At 73.4% G+C, this 16,398-nt stretch carries 15 protein-coding genes; 12 read left to right on the top strand and 3 right to left on the bottom strand.

The annotated features are described in order from the left end of the window. Nucleotides 1-252: 252 nt before the first annotated feature. The gene (locus tag FH715_RS01415; RefSeq protein WP_139640123.1) at nucleotides 253-1,416 is read right to left on the bottom strand and encodes an acyltransferase family protein; all 1,164 of its coding nucleotides are present in this window, start codon (nucleotides 1,414-1,416) and stop codon (nucleotides 253-255) included. Nucleotides 1,417-1,566: 150 nt separating this feature from the next. Here FH715_RS01415 and FH715_RS01410 point away from each other — a divergent pair, with 150 nt between their 5' ends. Beyond that, nucleotides 1,567-2,226, top strand: coding sequence for an alpha/beta hydrolase family protein (locus FH715_RS01410; protein ID WP_139640122.1), 660 nt, complete (start codon nucleotides 1,567-1,569; stop codon nucleotides 2,224-2,226). Nucleotides 2,227-2,334: 108 nt separating this feature from the next. Here FH715_RS01410 and FH715_RS28005 read toward each other — a convergent pair whose 3' ends face one another. Then, nucleotides 2,335-4,419: a hypothetical protein gene (locus FH715_RS28005; protein WP_170184596.1), complete on the bottom strand. Its 2,085-nt coding sequence runs from the start codon at nucleotides 4,417-4,419 to the stop codon at nucleotides 2,335-2,337. A 429-nt stretch (nucleotides 4,420-4,848) separates the two neighbouring features. Between FH715_RS28005 and proB the strand changes: the two genes are divergently transcribed. From proB to FH715_RS01380, 5 genes are all read left to right on the top strand, one after another. After that, the gene (proB, locus tag FH715_RS01400; RefSeq protein ID WP_139640121.1) at nucleotides 4,849-5,967 is read left to right on the top strand and encodes a glutamate 5-kinase; all 1,119 of its coding nucleotides are present in this window, start codon (nucleotides 4,849-4,851) and stop codon (nucleotides 5,965-5,967) included. Nucleotides 5,968-6,089: 122 nt separating this feature from the next. Beyond that, entirely contained in the window at nucleotides 6,090-6,596 is a 507-nt protein-coding gene (locus FH715_RS01395; protein ID WP_425472644.1) for a hypothetical protein, read from the top strand. A 46-nt stretch (nucleotides 6,597-6,642) separates the two neighbouring features. Then, nucleotides 6,643-7,938: a glutamate-5-semialdehyde dehydrogenase gene (locus FH715_RS01390; protein WP_139640119.1), complete on the top strand. Its 1,296-nt coding sequence runs from the start codon at nucleotides 6,643-6,645 to the stop codon at nucleotides 7,936-7,938. 49 nt (nucleotides 7,939-7,987) lie between these two features. Continuing rightward, entirely contained in the window at nucleotides 7,988-8,752 is a 765-nt protein-coding gene (locus FH715_RS01385; RefSeq protein WP_139640118.1) for an SCO2584 family spore wall biosynthesis protein, read from the top strand. Nucleotides 8,753-8,866: 114 nt separating this feature from the next. After that, entirely contained in the window at nucleotides 8,867-9,943 is a 1,077-nt protein-coding gene (locus FH715_RS01380) for an SCO2583 family membrane protein (RefSeq protein WP_139640117.1), read from the top strand. A 406-nt stretch (nucleotides 9,944-10,349) separates the two neighbouring features. Here FH715_RS01380 and FH715_RS01375 read toward each other — a convergent pair whose 3' ends face one another. After that, the gene (locus FH715_RS01375; RefSeq protein WP_211367367.1) at nucleotides 10,350-11,525 is read right to left on the bottom strand and encodes a M48 family metallopeptidase; all 1,176 of its coding nucleotides are present in this window, start codon (nucleotides 11,523-11,525) and stop codon (nucleotides 10,350-10,352) included. A gap of 137 nt (nucleotides 11,526-11,662) precedes the next feature. Between FH715_RS01375 and FH715_RS28000 the strand changes: the two genes are divergently transcribed. From FH715_RS28000 to FH715_RS01350, 6 genes are all read left to right on the top strand, one after another. Then, nucleotides 11,663-11,836, top strand: coding sequence for a hypothetical protein (locus FH715_RS28000; protein ID WP_170184595.1), 174 nt, complete (start codon nucleotides 11,663-11,665; stop codon nucleotides 11,834-11,836). Nucleotides 11,837-11,846: 10 nt separating this feature from the next. Beyond that, nucleotides 11,847-12,470, top strand: coding sequence for a nicotinate-nucleotide adenylyltransferase (gene nadD / locus FH715_RS01370; RefSeq protein ID WP_097232951.1), 624 nt, complete (start codon nucleotides 11,847-11,849; stop codon nucleotides 12,468-12,470). A gap of 21 nt (nucleotides 12,471-12,491) precedes the next feature. Next, nucleotides 12,492-14,432 carry an LCP family protein gene (locus FH715_RS01365; RefSeq protein WP_139640116.1) on the top strand — a complete coding sequence of 647 codons (1,941 nt, stop codon included), beginning with the start codon at nucleotides 12,492-12,494 and terminating at the stop codon, nucleotides 14,430-14,432. A gap of 110 nt (nucleotides 14,433-14,542) precedes the next feature. Further along, complete coding sequence (gene rsfS, locus FH715_RS01360) at nucleotides 14,543-14,974, top strand: ribosome silencing factor (RefSeq protein WP_139640115.1); 432 nt, start codon at nucleotides 14,543-14,545, stop codon at nucleotides 14,972-14,974. A 20-nt stretch (nucleotides 14,975-14,994) separates the two neighbouring features. Further along, the gene (locus FH715_RS01355; RefSeq protein ID WP_211367397.1) at nucleotides 14,995-15,615 is read left to right on the top strand and encodes a histidine phosphatase family protein; all 621 of its coding nucleotides are present in this window, start codon (nucleotides 14,995-14,997) and stop codon (nucleotides 15,613-15,615) included. A gap of 140 nt (nucleotides 15,616-15,755) precedes the next feature. Next, nucleotides 15,756-16,382, top strand: coding sequence for an MSMEG_1061 family FMN-dependent PPOX-type flavoprotein (locus FH715_RS01350; protein WP_246108476.1), 627 nt, complete (start codon nucleotides 15,756-15,758; stop codon nucleotides 16,380-16,382). Nucleotides 16,383-16,398: the final 16 nt, after the last annotated feature.

Raw genomic sequence — 16,398 nt, 5'->3', positions numbered from 1 at the left:
GGTTTGGGTGGGTTGTCGTCCGCGGTGTGGTGTGTGGTTGCTCGCGCAGTTCCCCGCGCCCCTTCAGGCCGGTGGGCGGCTTGGGGGCGCGGGGAACTGCGCGAATGCTGGGTGGCGGGGGTTGGTCGACCCCGGTGCGGCGCCGGCAAGGCGGGTTGTCGTCTGCGGCGTGGTGTGTGGTTGCTCGCGCAGTTCCCCGCGCCCCTTCAGGCCGGTGGGCGGCTTGGGGGCGCGGGGAACCGCGTGGTGTGACTACGGTGCGGTGCTGGCCGGGTGGGCTGTCGCGGGGGTCTTCACCTGGGGGTCGCCCTTCCCGTTCGAGCCGTCCTTCGGCTCGTCCGGGCGGAAGAACCAGCGCATGTTGGGCTCGACCACCGGGCGCAGCAGCCGTTGCACGGGCGTCGAGCAGAGCAGTGAGATGCCGACGGCCGCCACCACCGAGCTGATCAGCAGCGCGGTCGGGGTGTTCTCCATCAGCTCGCCGTCGTACCAGCCCCACTCCACGGAGCCGCGGATCAGGAAGCCGTGCAGCAGATAGCCGTAGAGCGTGCCGGCGCCCAGCGCGGTGAACCAGCCGTGGCGGCCGGGTACCAGGGCGAGGAAGCAGCAGGTCAGTAGCACCGAGCAGCCGAAGATCGCCAGGGTCATCAGCACCCCGGCCCACCAGGGCTCGCCCAGCTCCTGGGCGCTGCCCCGGTGGTAGAACCAGGCGTAGTCCATCCGAGGCTCGGCCCAGTAGGCGAAGACGGCGGCGGCGGCGCCGATCGGCAGCGCCAGCAGCCGGGCGGCCCGGCGGCGCAGCATCTGGAAGTGCTCGGCGCGCACCGTCATGCCCAGCACGAAGAACGGCAGGAACTGCACCACGCGCTGGAGCTGGAGGTCCCCGCCCATCGTCGGCGACGCGGTGGCCACGGCGGCCAGCGCGAGCGCCAGCGGCACCGGCCAGCGCACCGTCCTCCACAGCGGCACGGTCAGCCGCCATATGAAGAGCGCCACCAGGAACCACAGCAGCCAGCGCGGCTCGAAGAGCGGCAGGTAGTTGTCGTCGTTGTCGTCGAGACGGCGCAGGAAGTAGGTGTAGGCGATCTGGAAGAGGACGTACGGCACCAGCACGCCGGTGATCAGCCGCCGCACCCGGTCGGGGCGGCCGTCCCAGTTACGTGAGAAGTAGCCGGCGACCAGGATGAACGCCGGCATGTGGAACGCGTACACGAACATGTACAGCGCGGTGACCGCGCGCGAGTCGGCGCGCAGCGGCTCCCAGGCGTGGCCCATGGCGACCAGCACGATCGCCAGGTACTTGGCGTTGTCGAAGAACGCGTCGCGCTGCTTGGGCGCCTTGGGCTGCTTCGGCAGGCGCAGTGCCATCGTCTGCTCGGCGGACCGCTCGGGTGGGGACTGCGGCGATCCGGTCATGACGCCCCCTGAGGCTCGTCGCTGCGGGTGTGGGGAGGGGTAACGCTCATCACTCACGAACCCTAACGGCAGTGGGCGTGTCGGTGACCCGGCGGTGTCCCGCAGGTGTCCGCACGGCCCCGACCGGGCGGGCGGGGCAGACTGGCCGCCATGGAAGCGAGGAAGAACGCGGTGGACGGCGCGGGCAGGCGGCAGTCGGTGGAGACGCCGGCGGGCGAGGCGCGGATCAGCTGGTGGGACGCGTCGGACGCCGGGTGCGTGCTGGCGCTGGGGCACGGCGCGGGCGGCGGGATCGAGGCGCGTGACCTGGCGGCGCTGGCCGCCGTGCTGCCGGCGCACGGGGTGAGCGTGGCGCTGGTCGAGCAGCCGTGGCGGGTGGCGGGACGGAAGCTGGCGCCGGCGCCGCGCACGTTGGACACCGCCTGGCGCGCGGTGGCGCCCGCGCTGGCCGAGCCGGGGCTGCCGCTGGTGGTCGGCGGGCGCAGCGCCGGCGCGCGGGTGGCCTGCCGCACGGCGCTCGAAACGGGCGCGCGCGGGGTGCTGGCGCTGGCGTTCCCGCTCCATCCGCCGGGCCGCCCCGAGCGCTCCCGGGCGGACGAACTCCGGCTGGGCAAGCTGCCGTTGCTGGTGGTGCAGGGTGGGCGCGACCCGTTCGGCAGGCCGGCGGAGTTCCCCGAGGAGGTGCGGCCGGTCGAGGTGCCGGAGGCGGACCACTCCTTCGCCGTCCCGAAGCGGGCGGCGCTGGGGCAGGAGGCCGCGCTGACGATGCTGACGGACGCGGTCGCCGACTGGCTGGCGGCGGTGCGTTAGGCGACGGCGCCGCGCTCCCCGCACTCCTCTGGGGAGCCGCGCGGTCCCCCAGCCGCCGGGGGCGCTCGGCGGCTCACCGGGTGAGGTCGCTCCGCCCGCGCACCCCGCTCACCCCCGGAGGGTCTCGCGCGCCCTGCGGGCGTCCGCCGCCGCGCACAGGGCGGTGACCGCGTGTTGGAAGCGGGTCTGGGACGGGGGCGTGCTCGGTCCGAGGAGGAACTCGCGCAGGTCGTGTCGCGCCTGGGCGAGCCGGTCGCGGCGCGGGTCGACGACCGAGGCCAGCAGGGCGGGGAGCTCCGCCGCGTCGGGGCCGAGCACGGTCGCGGCCCTGACCGTCGGGTTGGCGGCGCGGAAGGCGGCCTCGTCGAGGCCGCTGGTGTTGACCACCGCGTAGGGCTTCACCCCGGCCAGATAGTCGGCGACCACGCTGGAGACGTCGGAGACGAGCAGGTCGGCCTGGTTGAAGCAGCTGTAGAGGTCGGGGCGCGGCCCGGTCAGCACCAGATGGCCCTCGGGGTCCTGCGCCGCCCAGAACGCCGCGCGCCAGGCGCGGGTCGCGGCGGCCACGGCCTCCGCGCGGCCCTCGTCCGGGGCCGACTCGCGCAGCATCCGTTCCGCGTCGTCCGCGCCGGGCCGTGCGCAGGCCGTGGTGAGGGTCTCCAACCGGGCGGTGCGCCGGGTCAGTTCGGCGGCGGTCTCGTCGTCCGCCGGCGCGCGGGTGGCGGTGAGCGCGCCGCGTTCGGCCAGCACGCCGGTCGAACGCCGCAGCAGCGCGCGGCGGTTGGCGAGCGCCGGCGCGGAGGAGCCGGTGCGCGCCGCGCGGCGCGTCTCGGCCGCCTCGACGAGCGCCCTGATGCGCCGGTCGGCCTCGCCGAAGCGCGGATCGACCGAACCGGTCATCGGGTGCGGCTTGTAGAGCAGCCGCACGCGGGGGTCGGACAGCAGCGAGGTGACCAGCTGTTCGCCGGCGAGCAGCACCGAGGTGTTGCCCGGGTCGTCCGTCCACCCCTCCCAGGTCGGCGCGTAGAGCACGGTGATCGGCCCGTCGGCCGGCGGCGGCCCGGTGTACGCGTGGATCGGCGCGAGCTGCGGTCGGCCGATCTCCACCACGTCCCGGTCGTCCACCCCGACGTCGGCCAGCGCGTACCGCTCCCGCGCCGCCGGGCCGGCGACCCACACCTCGTCGTAGACCTTGGCGTACGGGTTGCAGCTGGAGAGCTTGTCGCTCTCGCCGTGGTTGACGAAGGCGTGCTTGATGGTGGGGATGCGCAACACCTGGGACGTCTTGGGGGCGTTGGCCGGGTGGATCAGCACCTTGAGCGTGGAGTGCTCCAGCAGCATCAGGTGCACGACCTTCGGCACGCAGACCACCGGCAGCTCGGTCGGCGCCAGTTGCGGCACCAGGGCGCGTTCCCGCAGCACCACCAGGCCGTTGCCCTCCAGCGCCGCGACCGGTCCCAGCCACATGTTGACCTGGTAGGCGGTGCCGCCGCCGCCGGAGAAGTAGAGGCCCACGTCGGGGCGGTAGGACTCCAGCCAGCGCTGGAACCAGGCGATCACCTCCTCGGTCGCCGGCGGCCGTCTGCCGGGCAGCAGCCGGCCGGCCAACCAGAGCGCGGCGCCGGCGAAGAGCAGCAGCGAGCAGCCGATGCCCAGCAGGCTCCACGCCGCCTCGCCGCTGGCCACCGTGCCCAGCATCCCCGCCGTCGCCGGCACGGAGAACAGCGGCATCCGCCGGTGCGCCGAGGTCAGCACCCGGGGCGGGGCCGGGCTCAGCCGCAGCTCGGAGGTGTCGATGTTGCGCGTGAGCACCGGCAGGGTCCGCGAGCGGCGCACCAGCACCGCCAGCCCCCGGGTCAGGAAGTGCGCGCCGTAGCAGGCCAGCAGGCCGGCGACCACCAGCATCCTGACGGCCGGCGAGACCTCGGCCAGATGCGCGAGGCCGAGCACCACCAGCAGGTCGCGCAGCAGTTGGCGCACCGTCTCGTCGCAGCGGACCCGGCCCAACGGCGCCAGGGCCGCCGGCCACCAGCGGCGCAGCGCGAGGTCGAGGGCGAGCCCCGCGGCGCCGGCGACGCACAGCAGCGCGGCGTGGGGGAGTTGGGCGCCCACCAACTGGGCGCAGAGCAGGATCAGCAGCACACCCAGGGCGAGCCCTTGGGCGGCGCGGCGCGGGGACGGTCCAGCGGCCACAGGAAGTTCAGCTCCGGTGTGAGGCGTTCGAGGGAACGCGGGCGCGCTCATCGAACGTGGGGCGGGGAGACCGCCCGGGGCGGGCGGCGGGGAGGGGCGCGGAACCCACGGAACCCGTGGGCAAGCCATCTACCGTGCGAAAGGGCCTGAGTCATCCCGGGAACGGGGAAATTCACCCTTGTGGGTGGCCGCGCGCGGGGGCCTCCGATGAAACGGCAGAGCGTCCGACGAGCGGGGTGGCATACATTACGGTCGGCAGACCGGCCCGGTGTCGGGCGTGCCCCGGGAGGTCCCAGGTCGTGGGGGAGTCGCGGTGCCCGGATGGTTCGGACCCGCGCTCCGCCGGCGCCCTAGACGCGGGGGCGGCGGACCGCGGATATCGCGCGGCGCGCGGCCGGGCCGGAGAGCGAACGTGAACAGGAAGGTGCCATGACAGCGGCACGGCAGGACGTCTCCGACGCCCGCAGGATCGTGGTCAAGATCGGCTCATCCTCGCTGACCACGGCGGCCGGCGGGCTGGACGCCGACCGGGTGGACGCGCTGGTCGATGTGCTGGTGAAACAGGACGGGAGGCAGATCGTACTGGTTTCGTCCGGTGCGATCGCCGCGGGACTGGCGCCGCTGGGCCTCACCGGGCGACCGCGGGACCTCGCCCGCCAGCAGGCCGCGGCCAGCGTCGGCCAGGGGCTGCTGCTGGCGCGCTACACCGCCTCGTTCGCCCGTTACGGCCGCCGCGTCGGGCAGGTGCTGCTGACCACGACCGACACCAGCCGTCGCGCGCACTACCGCAACGCCTACCGGACGTTGGACCAGCTCTTCGCCATGGGTGCCGTTCCCGTGGTCAACGAGAACGACACGGTGGCGACCGACGAGATCAGGTTCGGCGACAACGACCGGCTGGCGGCGCTGGTGGCCCACCTGGTCAAGGCCGACCTGCTGGTGCTGCTCTCCGACGTCGACGGCCTCTACGACGGCGACCCGGCCCTCCCGACCAGCAGCCGTGTCACGCGGGTCGAGGGCCCCGACGACCTGGCCGGCATCGAGCTGGGCCGCGCCGGCAAGGCGGGCGTCGGCACGGGCGGGATGGTCACCAAGGTGGAGGCGGCCGGGATCGCCAACGAGGCGGGGATCCCCGTGGTGTTGACGGCGGCCAGCCAGGTCGCCGACGCGCTGTCCGGCGCGCCGACCGGCACCTACTTCCGGCCGACCGGGCGCCGCGCCACGGGCCGGCTGCTGTGGCTCGCCCATGCCTCGGTACCGCGCGGCGCGGTGGTCCTGGACGCCGGCGCGGTGCGGGCCGTGACCGAGCGTGGCGGCTCGCTGCTGCCGGCCGGGATCACGGACGTGGTCGGCGAGTTCGTCGCCGGCGAACCGATCGAACTGCGCGACGAGTCGGGCCGTGCCATCGCCCGCGGGCTGGTCAACTTCGACGCCAGGGAGCTGCCGCGGCTGCTCGGCCGTTCCACCAGGGAACTGGCGCGCGAGCTAGGGCCCGACTACGAAAGAGAAGTGATCCATCGCGATGACCTGGTGCTGTTGCGGGCATAAGTCATCCCGAGGGGGCCGTACACGGGAGGCTCGCCGGGCCGGCGCCGGATCTGTGAAAGACCAGCCTTTCCACCGAAGGTTCGTGGAAAAGCACCCGGCGGGGCGGGTGAGCTGGTCCACTCGTGCGTGGTGCCCGACCGGCACCCGACCGCACACGCAGCAGGACTTCGCACCATGTCAGGAGGCTGTCGGTGAGACGACTGGCCAGCGTCGAAGGAGGCCGGCCGGCCCGCGAGCGGGACGATCCCGCCCACGCGGAGCGAGCACGGGGGAGCACCGAGGAGCAGCCGTCGCGGCTGTGGCACATCACGTTGAGCGTCGCGGGGCGGTCCGTTCCGCTGGCCGACGTGCGGCGGGCACTGGAGCGGCTGGCGGACGACCATCCGTTCCTGCTCACCAGCCGCTACGCCGAGGACCACGCGGAGATCAGGTACTGGGAGGAAGCCAGGGACCTGCACGACGCCGCGGCGCTGGCGCTGCGGCTCTGGGGGGAGCACCGGCGCACCGCCAAGCTGCCGGCCTGGGAGATCGTCGGCCTGGAGGTCATCGGCCGGGACACCTACCAGCAGCGGATCTCCGAGGGGTACGGGCCACCGCCGGCGCATCCGGTCGGGGTCCATCCGTACTGACGTGATCGGCACGCCCGTTGTCGGTGCCGGCCGTTAGGGTAACGGCATGAGCAGCACAGCGCCCTCGGCGACCGCCTTCTCCGACTCCGCCGTCCTCGCCACCGCGCGCCGCGCCAGGGTGGCCGCCGCCGACCTCGCGCCGCTGCCGCGCACCGCGCGGGACGCCGCGCTGGCGGCCGTCGCCGACGCGCTGGTCGCCAGGGCCGCCGAGGTCGTCGAGGCCAACGGGAGCGACGTCGAGCGGGCCAGGGCCAACGGCACCTCCGCCGGCATCGTGGACCGGCTGACCCTCACCGAGGAGCGGATCGCCGCGATCGCCGCCGACGTGCGGGACGTGATCGCGCTGCCCGACCCGGTCGGCGAGGTGGTGCGCGGCTCGACCCTGCCCAACGGCCTTGAGCTGCGTCAGGTCCGGGTGCCGCTCGGCGTCGTCGGCATCATCTACGAGGCCAGGCCCAACGTCACGGTGGACGCCGCCGCCCTCTGCCTGAAGTCGGGCAACGCGGTGCTGCTGCGCGGTTCCTCCTCCGCCCACGCCTCCAACACGGCGCTGGTGGCGGTCCTGCGGGACGCCGTGGTCTCCGTCGGGCTGCCGGCGGACGCGGTGCAGCTGGTCCCCGGCGAGAGCCGGGACTCGGTGCACGAGCTGATGACGGCGCGCGGCCTGGTGGACGTGCTGATCCCGCGCGGCGGCGCCTCGCTGATCGAGACGGTGGTCACCGAGTCCACGGTCCCGGTGATCGAGACCGGCACGGGCAACTGCCATGTCTACGTGGACGCGGCGGCCGACCTGGAGCGCGCCGTGCGGATCCTGGTCGACTCCAAGGCGGACCGCCCCAGCGTGTGCAACTCGGCGGAGACCGTGCTGGTGCACGAGGCGGTCGCGGACCGGTTCCTGCCGATGGCGCTGGCCGCGCTGACCTCGGCCGGCGTGACGGTGCACGGCGACGAGCCGTGGCGTCGGGCGGGCGCGGAGGCGGGCATCGAGGTGGCCGCCGTCACGGACGAGGACTGGGCGGTGGAGTACCTGAGCTACGACATCGCCGCGGGCGTGGTGCCCGACCTGGACGCTGCGGTGGCGCACATCCGCCGCTGGACCTCCGGCCACACGGAGGCGATCGTCACCGGCGACACGGCCGCCGCGCGGCGCTTCGTCTCCCGGATGGACTCGGCGGCCGTGATGGTGAACGCCTCGACGCGCTTCACCGACGGCGGCCAGTTCGGCTTCGGCGCCGAGATCGGCATCTCCACGCAGAAGCTCCACGCCCGTGGCCCGATGGGGCTGCCCGAGCTGACCTCGACGACCTATGTGGTGACCGGAGAGGGTCACACCCGGGGGTGAATTCCCCTCGGGCCTCCCTAAGCCGCCTTCTTCGCCCTACGCTGGAAGGGTGCCGGACGACGTGGGGGGCCCGCCGTTCCCGGACGGCGAGGGGCCCGACAGCCAGGAAGCGGGGGCGGCCGACGAGGCCCTTGCCGCCGTGGTGTTCGACGAGGAGTTCGTGACCGCCGCCCGCGTCCACGAGCCCAGCGCGGAGGAGCGGTCCCGCGCTGCCGCCGCCGGCCGGGCCGACCCCGAGGGGCCGGGCTTCTACCGCGACCCCGACCTCGACCCCGGGGGCGGCCGGTCGTTCGGCCGGTTCGAGGGCACGGAGGCGTGGGAGCGCGCCGAGGGGCGGACGGACGCCGAGGAGCCGGCCGTGCGGGACGGCCGGGACGACCCCGACGGCTCGGACGGCCTCGACGAGCTGGACGCTCTCGCGGAGCTGGACGACCCGGACTCCCCGGAGAACGAGGGCCGTTTCGACCGCTCCGACTACACCCGTTACCTTCCCGACCCCGCCGACTCCGATGACCCGCACGAGCGCGCGGAGCCGGGTTCCGCGCTGCCCGCGCGCCGGGCCCCGGCGCCCGCGGGCCGGGCGCGGCGGCCGATGCGCTGGCAACGGCCGGTGGCCTGCGTGCTGGCGATGGTGATGAGCCTCAGCGTGATCGCGCTGACCCTGATAGCGATCCAACGCGCCAGCTCCGGCCGCGAGCAACGGCCGGCGCCGCCGCCGACCGTTCGCCCCGGGCAGAGCGCGCCGCAGGCCACGGGGACGCCGGCCGGCGAGACCTTCGCGGGGGGCGCGGAGCTGGTCGAGGGGGGCCCGTGAGCGCCGTCCGCGCGCCCCGATTCCCCGGGTTCGGCTGCTGGCCGAGCGCCGATCGGGCAAAATCCCCGCCCGAGGGGGCTTTTGGCACCTCCGGAGGAGTCCTAGGCTGGAGCGGTGGCCGGGAGACCTGACCCTCCCGAAGGAGGCCCCGGTGGCTCCTCGGGAGCGGGGGACGAGGAGTACCGATCGATCGTCTTCGACGACTCGTTCGTCAGTTCCGCGCGCCTCCAGGAGTACTCGGCCGAGCAGCGGCTGGTGGACCACACGGTCGCCGTGCGCGACCGGGCGCCCGAGCAGCCGCTGGGCATCGTCCGCACGGTGCCCAAGCAGGGGCTGGCCCTGGCGATGATCATCCTGTTGGCGTTCGCCGCGGCGATCTATCTGGGCGCCAACAACCCCTATCAGTCCCCGCGTTCGCTGGCAGCCGGCCGCCCCGCCGGGAGCACGGTGGCGCTGGTGCCGGACGGCGAGGTGCCGGGCGAGATCGACGTGGAGCTGCTCTACGGGACCGGCCCGGTCCGCGAGTTCGGAGTCGGCCCCGGCGGCCTCGAACTCCCCGACCCGAAGTCGACCACGCACTTCTCCCGGGAGCAGGTGCTGACCGCGCTGACCCTCGCCAAGGAGTACCTGACGGCCAGCGCGCTCAACCCGGACGTTCTCGTCGGCGGTTCCCTCAGCGAGGTGCGCGAGCTGCTCGGGGTCGAGCAGCAGGACCAGTTCGACGTGGCGATGGACGGCGAAGGCGGCCCTTCCTGGGCCACGGACTGGCTGGTGCGCTTCGACCGGGAGCGCGTGGAGATGGCCGACCCCCATGTGCGGGTCGACGGCGTCTTCACCTTCACCGAGGCGACCGACGACATGCTGGAGATAGCCGGGCACCACGTCTTCGTCTACGCCCTGCGCTCCCCCGAGTCGATGGGGGCGCCGGCCTCGCTCTTCGGGGTGCGGCGCGAGGTGCGCTTCCAGTTCGGCAAGGAGGAGCTGCGGGACCGCAACGTGGTGCTGCGGCAGGTGGACACCCTGGCCGGGCCGATGGCCTGCGAGGCCGACCCGGCCGACGCGTTCGCGCCGCTGCTGGCCGGGGAGACGACATCCCAGCGACTGGCCGGCGGCATCGACCCGTTGACCGCCGAACAGGACCGCCCCGTGCTCTGCGCGACCCTCACGCCCGGTCAGCTGAACGTGACGTAGCAGGGGGGCGACTACCGGCCTTGCCGGCCTGGGTTGGTGGCGGCCTGTTTGGGGGCGCGGGGAACTGCGCGGTGCATGGGTGGCGGGGGTTGGTCGACTACGGAGCTTCGTGGCTGGGTGGGTTGTCGTCCTCGGCCCGGTGGGTGGTTGCTCGCGCAGTTCCCCGCGCCCCTGTCAGGCCGGTGGCGGTCTTGGGGGCGCGGGGAACTGCGCGGTGCATGGGTGGCGGGGGTTGGTCGACTACGGACCTTGCCGGTCTGGGTGGGTTGTCGTCCTCGGCCCGGTGGGTGGTTGCTCGCGCAGTTCCCCGCGCCCCTGGCACGCCGGTGGGAACTGCGTGAATGCTGGGTGGCGGGGGCCAGGCGACTACGGTGCCGCGCCGGCAAGGCGGGTGGTCGGCCGCCGGTCACTGGTCGGGCGGTGTCTCGCCCCCGGGGCGACGGCCCGTCGCGAAGTCCCGCAGCTTTCCGCCGAGATCGCTCGCGCCGCCCGCCACGTCGTTGACCAGCCGCATCAACGGGTCCTTGCTGGTGCGGACCGTTCGCGCGTAGTGGCCGGCCGACTCGCGGACCGAGTCGCTGACGGACGCGTCGCCGTCCTCGTCGCGGCGCGGGTAGTGCCCGTCCATCAGCCGCTGGTAGTCCCGCGTCCTCGCCCAGTCGTGCAGCTCGGCGGCCCGGACGGCGGCGAACGGGTGGGTGCGCGGCAGCACGTTGAGGATCTTCAGCACCGAGTCGCGCAGGTCGCCGCCGGACTCGTACTCCCTGGCCTGTTCGAGGAACGCGTCGACGTTCATCTGGTGCAGGTGGTTGCCGCCTGCCAGCTTCATCAGGCCGCGCATCGACGCCTCGGGGTCCTGGCCGACGAGCAGGCCGGCGCGGTCGGCGGAGAGTTCGGACTTGCGGAACCACTCACGCAGCGCCGTGACGATCGCCATGATCGCCACGTTCCCCAGCGGGATCCACGCGACCCGGACCGCGAGGTTGGTCAGGAAGAGCAGCAGCGTGCGGTAGACCGCGTGGCCGGAGAGTGCGTGGCCCACCTCGTGACCGATGACGGCCCGCATCTCGTGCTCGTCGTCGAGGAGTTCGACCAGGCCGGTGGTGAGCACGATCACCGGCTGGTCGAGCCCGATGCACATCGCGTTGGGCTTCGGGTCCTGCGAGACGTAGAGCGGCGGAACGCGGTCCAGGTCCAGGATCGCGCAGGCGTCCAGCAGCATCTCGTGGAGGTGCGCGAACTGCCGCTCGTCGACCCGCACCGAGTCGGAGAGGAACAGCAGCCGCAGGCTGCGCTCCGGCACCATCCCGCTCAGCGCCTTGAACACGGTGTCAAAACCGGTCAACTTTCGAAGGGCGACCAACGCCGAACGATCAGCCGGGTGTTCATACGCGCGCGAGGAGATCCCGGGGAAGCGCCGCCGCCCGTCGTCGGGTCGGCTCACCGTCGACTCGACCCCCGTCTCCGACCGGCCCGCCACCTCGTCGCCCGGGTGCGCGGCGCCCCCGGCGCCCTCCCCGTGGTCGCCGCCCGGGCCGTCCGGGCCGTCCGCGTCGTTCCCCTGCCCCGTGTTGTCCGTCATGTCCGCCCCCTCCGTCCGTGATGCGGCCGTCAGCCCACCCTGAACCGCACGGACGGGTGGGGGCAAGAGGCTGCCGCCTCCGCCTCCGCATACCATGACCCTACGTCCCAGCGTCCCGTTCCCGGATAGGCCGTCGCATGACCCAGATCAACGCCCTGACCGCCGACAGTTCCGTCACCGAGGCACTGCTTCCGCTCGCCTCCGAGGGGGGTGCGCACGACAGTCTGAACGCCTACGCCATCGGCGGCGGCGCGCTGGCTGGCCTGTTGTTGCTGCTCTGGATCACCACCCGGCTCAACCGCGACCGCTAGGGTCTGCCCCATGCGAGACCGGATAGCCGACGGCAAGCGGCGGCTCGGGGTGATGGGCGGCACGTTCGACCCCATCCACCACGGGCACCTCGTCGCGGCCAGTGAGGTGGCCGCGCGGTTCGACCTGGACGAGGTCGTCTTCGTGCCGACCGGGCAGCCCTGGCAGAAGGGGCACCGGTCGGTCTCGCCCGCCGAGGACCGCTATCTGATGACCGTCATCGCGACGGCCTCCAACCCCCAGTTCTCGGTCAGCAGGATCGACATCGACCGGGGCGGCAAGACGTACACCATCGACACGCTGCGGGAGTTGCGTGCCGAGTACGCGGACGCGGACCTGTTCTTCATCACGGGCGCCGACGCGCTGGCGCAGATCCTGGGGTGGCGGGACGCCGGCGAGCTGTTCTCGTTGGCGCACTTCATCGGGGTGACGCGGCCGGGTCATGTGCTGGCCGACCCCGGGTTGCCGCAGGGCGGCGTCTCGCTGATCGAGGTGCCGGCGCTGGCCATCTCCTCCACCGACTGCCGGGCCCGGGTGGCCCGTGGCGATCCCGTCTGGTATCTGGTGCCCGACGGCGTGGTGCGCTACATCAACAAGCGCGCCCTCTACCGGGACCCGTCGCAACCCACCCGCTGAACGGACCGAAGGGCGGCACTGGTGAACGACCGACAGCAGCCGTACGGGCAGATCTACGGCTATGACGCGTACGGGCGCCCGCTGTACCACCAGCCCCCGCAGGACCAGGCCGGCGACCGGGGGACCGCGGACCACTCGGGTTACCAGGACGGCTACGGCGGCGGCTACGGCTACCAGGAGCACGACTACCGTGGCGGCGGCGGACAGGGGTACCAGGACCCCGGTCAGCAGTCGCAGGGCTACCAGGGCTACCAGGGCCAGGAGGGCTACGGCGGAACGCGGCCCGGCCACGACCAGTGGGACCCCTACGCCTCCGACACCGGCGCCCAGCGCCCGGTGCCTCCGTCGGCTCCCGACTACGGCTACCAGCAGCCCGGCTACGGCTACCCGCAGGGCACCAGCCAGGACACCGGCCCGCAGCCGCCGGTGACGGGCGAGTGGGACACGGGTCGGCAGGCTCCGGTGACGGACCAGGGGTGGGATACGGGGCGGCAGGCTCCGGTGACGGACCAGGGGTGGGATACGGGGCGGCAGGCTCCGGTGACGGACCAGGGCTGGGATACGGGGCGGCAGGCCCCCGTCGCGGACGGGTGGGACACCGGTCGCCAGGCGCCCGTCGAGGACACCGGGCAGCAGGCGCCGGTGCCGCCGGCGGACGCCGAGCCGCGCCGGGCGACCGTTCCCGAGCAGCGCCGGCCGTCGCCCGACGAGTCGTACGAGACCGAGCAGTTCTCCTTCGTCGACGAGCAGACCGAGGAGTCCGAGGACGTCATCGACTGGCTGAAGTTCAGCGAGAGCCGCACCGAGCGCCGCGAGGAGGCCAAGCGGCGCGGGCGCAGCCGCAAGCGGCTGCTGGTGATCGCGCTGGTGCTGGCGCTGCTCGGCGGCGTCGGCTTCCTGTGGTCGACCGACCGGCTGCCGTTTCTGGGCGGCGACGCCGAGGAGGGCGCCACCGGGGGCGGCGCCGAGGCGCGGGACGTGATCGTGGTCCATCTGTGGCCGGTGGACTCGCAGGAGACCTCCACCGCGCTGCTGGTCGCCAACGAGACGAGCGGCAGCGGCACGACGCTGCTGCTGCCCAACGAGCTGGCGGTCACCCCCGACGGCGGCGCCACCACCCTCGGCCAGGCCGTGTCCGACGAGAGCGCCGGTTCGGTGCGGGACGCGGTCGGCGCGCTGCTGGGCGCGGAGATCAAGGGCACCTGGCGGCTGAACACCCCCTCGTTGGCGAACCTGGTCGACCTCGTCAGCGGCATCACCGTTGCCACCGACACCGAGGTGCCGGGCGGGGAGGACGACGAGGGCCCGCTGGTCGAGGCGGGCGACGAGGTGCGGCTGGCCGGCCAGGAGGCCGTCGCCTACGCGACCTACCGCGCCGAGGAGGAGCCGCAGTCGGCGCAGCTGGCCCGCTTCGGGCAGGTGATGGAGGCGGTGCTGGACAAGCTGCCGGCCACCGACTCGCAGGCCGTCACCGCGATGGAGAACCTTCGCCAGATCCACGACCCCTCGCTCTCCGAGCAGGAGTTGGGCGTGAGCCTGGCCACGCTCGCCGGCTACGCGCAGTCCGGCGAGTACACCACCGCGCCGCTCCCCGTCGAGGACGACGGCACGATCAGTGACGAGACGGCCGACGGCCTGGTCCACGACGTGCTGGGCGGCTCGGTCAGCAACGCGCAGTCCGGCGGTGTGGTCCGCTTCGGGGTCAGGGACGCGTCCGGCACCGGCGCGCTCGGCGAGATGGCGAGGATCGCCCTGGTCGGAGCCGGTCTGACGGTGGTCGACAACCGGGTGGTCGATGACACGGCCGCCGAGTCGAGCATCCTCTACGAGGTCGCGGAGCACCGTGAGACCGCCCTCAACGCGGCGCGGACCCTGGGCCTGCCGGAGGAAGTGGTCACCGAGGGCGACGGCCCGGGGACGGCGGACGTGACGGTGGTGCTGGGGCAGGACTATGAGCCGTGACCGTCAGTGGGACATGAGACCCTGGGGTTCCAGGGTCGGGTCACGGGACCGCCGACGCCCGTGACAGCGGAGCGCACCGACCTCTGATCACCGAGGAGACTGCCGCAGCTGTGACCGCCACGGACCGCGCCACCGAGCTGGTCAGGGCCGCCGCCCAGGCCGCCGCCGACAAGCTGGCGCACGACATCATCGCGTACGACGTCAGCGACGTGCTGGCCATCACCGACGCCTTCCTGCTGGCGTCCGCGCCCAACGACCGGCAGGTCAGGGCGATCGTGGACGGCGTGGAGGAGGCGCTGCGCGAGCTGGACGCCAAGCCGGTGCGGCGCGAGGGCGAGCGGGACGGCCGCTGGGTGCTGCTGGACTACGTCGACATCGTCGTCCACGTGCAGCACTCGGAGGAGCGCGTCTTCTACGCCCTGGAGCGCCTGTGGAAGGACTGCCCGGAGATCGCGCTCCCCGAGGACGCCGTGGCGACCAGGGGCCGGGGTGCCGAGTCCGAGGCCGGGGCGGACGACACGGCGGGCGGTGAGCCCTCCTGAGCGCCCCGGGCGGCCGGCGGATCGTGCTGTGGCGGCACGGCCAGACGGCATGGAATCTGGAGAGCCGCTTCCAGGGCACCACCGACATCGAGCTGACCGAGGTGGGTGTCGCGCAGGCCAGGCGGGCCGCCGGGCTGCTGGCGCGGCTGGGGCCGGACGCGGTGGTCTCCTCCGACCTGCGGCGCGCGAGGGCCACGGCCGCCGAGCTGGTCGCCGTCACCGGCCTTCCGGTGTCGTACGAGGCGGCGCTGCGCGAGTCGTTCGCGGGGGACTGGCAGGGCCTGACCCACGCGGAGATCGAGGAGCGCTTCGGCGAGCAGTACGCGGCGTGGAAGCGCGGTGAGCCGGTGCGGCGCGGGGGCGGCGAGCTGGAGACCGAGGTCGCGGACCGGGCGGCGCCCGTGGTGGAGCGCGCGGTGGAGAAGCTTCCGCCCGGCGGGCTGCTGGTGGTGGCCAGCCACGGCGGGACCATCCGCACGACCATCGGGCGGCTGCTGGGTCTGGCGCCGGAGAGCTGGGAGGCGCTGGGCAGCGTCTCCAACTGCTGCTGGTCCGTCCTCGGCGAGGGCGTGCGCGGCTGGCGTCTGCTGGAGCACAACGCGGGATCCCTCCCCGAGCCGGTCATCGGCGACGACGTCTAGGCGTATTGCCCCGAGAGGCTGGGGGAGCGGTCGACAGCGGTGCCCGGGCGGTCGTTCGACCCCGTTGCGGACACCTGCGTGTTCGTCCGTCGAATGCCCGTGCCAGGGTGGTGTCAGCGCGTCCGGCACGATTCGGGCGGGTGTGTGACCTGTCGCCGATCGAGGAGGGGAGGTCGGCCATGGAGCCGGACCGGGCGACGACAGTGGTGGACGACCCGTTGGCGGGGAGCGTGCCCGTCACCTCGGAGGACGAGTTCGCCGAGCTGCTGGGCCCCCCGCACCCGATCGTGATCGCCAAGGTCCGTTCCGACCTGGGTGACTTCGAGCGCCAGTGGCTGGCGCTCTCCCCGTTCTGTCTGATCGCCACCTCGGGCGCGGACGGCAGCTGCGACGTGACGCCCAAGGGCGACCCGCCGGGCTTCGCCAAGGTGCTGGACTCGAACACCCTGGTCATCCCCGACCGCCCGGGGAACCGCCGGGCCGACAGCTGGCGGAACGTGCTGAGCAACGGGCAGGTCGGCACGATCTTCTTCCTGCCGGGCCATGGCGAGACGCTGCGCATCAACGGCACCGCCCGGCTGGTGCGGGACGCGCCGTTCTTCGACCAGCTCGCCCTCAACGGGGTGCCGCCGAAGATGGCGCTGGTCATCCGCACCCGCGAGGTCTACCGGCACTGCTCGCGTTCGCTCACCAAGGGCGGCCTGTGGAAGCCCGAGACCTGGCCGGCCACCGCTCCCACGCCCCCTCCGATCGTCGTCGACACATAGGCTAGCCTTGCCTAAG

It is taken from the genome of Streptomyces sedi, from assembly GCF_006335015.1.
GTDB classification, from domain to species: domain Bacteria; phylum Actinomycetota; class Actinomycetes; order Streptomycetales; family Streptomycetaceae; genus Streptomyces; species Streptomyces sedi.
The sequence above is the reverse complement of the archived record's forward strand: the minus strand, read 5'-3'. Positions and strand labels throughout refer to the sequence as shown.

What these genes read in the sequence shown, in the direction of transcription:
- proB (WP_139640121.1), top strand. Translation starts at nt 4,849, where the DNA reads ATGACAGCGGCACGGCAGGACGTCTCCGACGCCCGCAGGATCGTGGTC.
- FH715_RS01415 (WP_139640123.1), bottom strand. Translation starts at nt 1,416, where the DNA reads ATGACCGGATCGCCGCAGTCCCCACCCGAGCGGTCCGCCGAGCAGACG.
- FH715_RS28000 (WP_170184595.1), top strand. Translation starts at nt 11,663, where the DNA reads ATGACCCAGATCAACGCCCTGACCGCCGACAGTTCCGTCACCGAGGCA.
- FH715_RS01410 (WP_139640122.1), top strand. Translation starts at nt 1,567, where the DNA reads ATGGAAGCGAGGAAGAACGCGGTGGACGGCGCGGGCAGGCGGCAGTCG.
- FH715_RS01375 (WP_211367367.1), bottom strand. Translation starts at nt 11,525, where the DNA reads ATGACGGACAACACGGGGCAGGGGAACGACGCGGACGGCCCGGACGGC.
- nadD (WP_097232951.1), top strand. Translation starts at nt 11,847, where the DNA reads ATGCGAGACCGGATAGCCGACGGCAAGCGGCGGCTCGGGGTGATGGGC.
- FH715_RS01390 (WP_139640119.1), top strand. Translation starts at nt 6,643, where the DNA reads ATGAGCAGCACAGCGCCCTCGGCGACCGCCTTCTCCGACTCCGCCGTC.